This window comes from Zavarzinia sp., from assembly GCF_041650655.1.
Lineage (GTDB): Bacteria > Pseudomonadota > Alphaproteobacteria > Zavarziniales > Zavarziniaceae > Zavarzinia.
The window spans coordinates 1-3,177 of sequence record NZ_JBAZKR010000229.1; the positions used below are offsets into that span (position 1 = coordinate 1).

Genomic DNA, 3,177 nt, shown 5'->3' on the forward strand with positions numbered 1-3,177 from the left:
GTAGCGCGTCACCTTGTGGCCCGCGTCGAATTCGACGACGTAGTGATCGTAATCGACACCGAAGCCGGGCATGCCGAGATTGTACACAAAGCGGTTGCCCTGGCGGCTGTCGGGCTGGCCGATCAGCGCGATGATCTCATCCTCGCTCATGCCCTGGCGTAGGCGCTTCTCCAAATCCTTCGTCATCAGCGAGCGCTTATTCTCGCTCGGCTTGGCGCTCGCTTCGGCGACCCATCTGTCCTTGTCGAACAGGGTCGGATCGGAAGCGAGAAACCGGCGTGCGCCAAGCGCCACGCCGGCAAGGACGACGATCCCCAGGATCACCAGAACAACTGTCTTCATTTGTCCACCTCTGACGGCGGACGGCGTCCCGCCCGCCATGGCTGTCGCAGAGCCGAAGGCGCGCCCAGCCAAGCGCGCCGAAGCTACCGGAACTATGACAGGCTGCCAGCCGCTACCGGCACCCGGATGACACCGGGTGCCGGCCCGTCATTCGCCTCGCCATGCTGGCCGTAACCGACCTCATCGCTCCAGGCGAGTTCGCCGTCGCGATCGATCACAACCATCTCGCCATTCTCGATCGCCTGCTGCACCAGATCGGCGAGCTCCTCCTCGGAGGCGTCCGGATTCTTGGTCGCGATGCGGCGGCCGACCTCGTTGTTGTAGAGGTCCATCGCCTCGCGGTCGGCCGGATTGCCGTGCAACCCCTCATGGGCGGAAGCGAAGCGGGCGGCGAAATCCTCGCCGAAGCGCTTGGTCATCAGCGCGTTCCAATAGGCGTGGCGGAAGGCATCGGTATGCCCGTCATTCTGCGCCCAGGTGTCGAACCCGGCCCTGACCTCCGGATTCCGCGGGAAGTCGGGGCGCAGATCCTCCGGCTTGGGATAGCGCTCAAGCGCGAGCGTCTCGGCCTTGCCCTTGACGTCGCGCATATCCTTGAGGCCTAAGATGCTGAGGCTGTCCATCAGATCGGCCTCGGTCGCGGTCAGCTCGCGCTTCTCGTCGGAGAACCAGCCGGCGATGCCGCCCGGGCTCCAGATCACCGTTCCGCGCGGATCCTCCGCGATCTGATAGTCGTGGAGGATGCGGTCGAGCTCGCCGCCGGTCCGGTCCGGCGCGGGATCGACCGGCTGATCGCTGGAGGCAGAATTGTCCGAGCCGGTTGCAGGTGTCTCGCCAGACGGCGAGGTGCTGGAGGATTCAGCGGGATCGCTGCCGCTGGATGAGTCGGCGCTCGGCGCCTGACCCGGATCGGACGCAGCCCCATCCTGCTCGTCGAGCGAGGACCATTCTGGCGATGGCGGTGTCGGGACCTCGCCCGACGGCGTCGTTTCGGGCGGCCTCGCAGTGGAGGGCGACGAGTCCGGAGCTTCGTCGCTCGGGCTGGCGGCGCTCGGCGCATCGCTCCCGTTCGACCGCGCGCTGTCGTTCGAGGAAGGCGCGTCGTTCGGCTGCGTCCGGGGCGGGTTCGGCTGCTCCGGTTCCGGCTGCAGTGTCTCGGGCGGACGGGCGGCCGTGCCGGGGATGTAGACCTTGTCGCCGGCGAAGATCATGTTCGGGTCGATCAGATGGCCGCTGTTCAGCCGCACGGCTTCCTGCGGGTCGACGCCGTTGCGCCGGGCGATATCCCAGACGGTTTCGCCGTCGCGGACCTCGACCGCCTGATAGCCCTGGCTTTCGAGCTCGGGATTGATGCGCCCGTTCGGGCCCATCTCACCGGTCTCGTTGCGCTGCAGATAGCGGCCGTTGACCCAACCGGTCACCGGCTGGCCGTCGATGCCTCGGCCCTGCACCTCCAGCCATTCGTCGCCATTGCCATCGATGCGCCGCTGCCCCGTCGCATCAACGAAGGTACCGTTGCGCAGCGTCGACAGGCGCGAACCGTCGAAGGATGGCTCGCCGCGGACATTCACGCCGTCATGCGGCACCACGACATACTGCTCGGGCTGCTGCGCCGGCGGCGGCGGATCGTCGACTTCCGGCACGTCGGTGGCGGCCGGCTGCCCCGCCAGGCGCTGCGCGAGCTCCGTGCCGGTAAGGCTGCGGGCCTGCCGCTCGGTGATGTCGTCGCGACCGATCTCGCCGATCAGCGAGACGCCCGCCTTGCCGACATCGGCGATCGTGATGCCGAGTTCATGCTGCTGGTTGACGCCCGCGCGCGCGATCCGCTCGTTGCGCGCGGTGACCGTGAAATCGTCGCCCATGCTGCCGGCCGCAGCCGTCAGATCGCCCTGCAGCAGCGCCGAGAGGGCGGGCCCGGCATGGCTGACCGGATCGCGCGTGGTCGCCTCGATCGAGAAGCGGCGCTGATCGGTGCGGCTGAGATCGGTCAGCGCCTGATCCTGATAGGTCAGTTCGACACGGCCGGAAACCTCGTCCGGCGCGCCGAGCCCGCCGAGTTCCGGCACCGGACGGCCGGCGACCTCGCTCAGCGACTGATCGGCGGGAATGTCCCAGGACAGGCTGAGTTCACCGCGCAGCGTACCGTGGTCGACGATGTTCTGCGGGATGTAGCCGACCTCGAACTGGTCAAACTGCTGCTTGCCGACCGTGAACTTTTCCTTGGTGCTCGCATCGAGATCGCTGGCGATGGTGTAGGTCAGCCGCCCGGGCTCGCCGTTGCGCGGCACCTCGACCGTGCGGATCACCCGCGCATTCTGGTCGAACCGCGTCTCGATGCCGAGATTGGCCGCCTTGGCGCCGAGCTTCAGCCGCTCCTGCCCGTTCACCTCCTGCGAATATCTTGTGATGTTGTCTCGCAGGAAGTCCATATCCGCCTGCGGCGGACGCAGCGGCTGGGTCAGCAAGTTGCCCGGCGTCGGCCAGGAATGCGTGTCGCTAGTGCTGTCGTCGCCATCCGGCACCGGGTTCGAGCGGGCACCGGCCGCGCCCGCACCCGGGATCGGCGCATTGATCGCATCCCGGACCGCTTCGGCCGCGCCGAGGCGCTGCAGGATAGAGACCGCGCGCGCCGCATCTTCCGGCGAGTTGAAGCGCATCGTCACCGAATCAGCCGTGCCGAGGTTTAACTCGGCCGCCGGATCGACACCGGGCACGGCGATCTCGCCGGTCAGGCCGCCCTGGACGCGCTTGTCGAAGGTGACGTCATAGGTCGGAGCCGGCTGGCCCTCGCCGCCATCGCCATTCCGGGTGACGGTGATGTCATAGCCATACTGG

Annotated in this window: 2 protein-coding genes; both read right to left on the reverse strand. The window is 67.6% G+C overall.

The window, feature by feature from the left end; all coding sequences use genetic code 11:
* A partial coding sequence (locus tag WC493_RS22670; RefSeq protein ID WP_373068807.1) for a hypothetical protein occupies nucleotides 1–342 on the reverse strand: 342 nt, incomplete at its 3' end.
* A gap of 92 nt (nucleotides 343–434) precedes the next feature.
* Nucleotides 435–3,177: LysM peptidoglycan-binding domain-containing protein (locus WC493_RS22675; RefSeq protein ID WP_373068809.1), on the reverse strand; the 2,743-nt coding region annotated here is incomplete at its 5' end.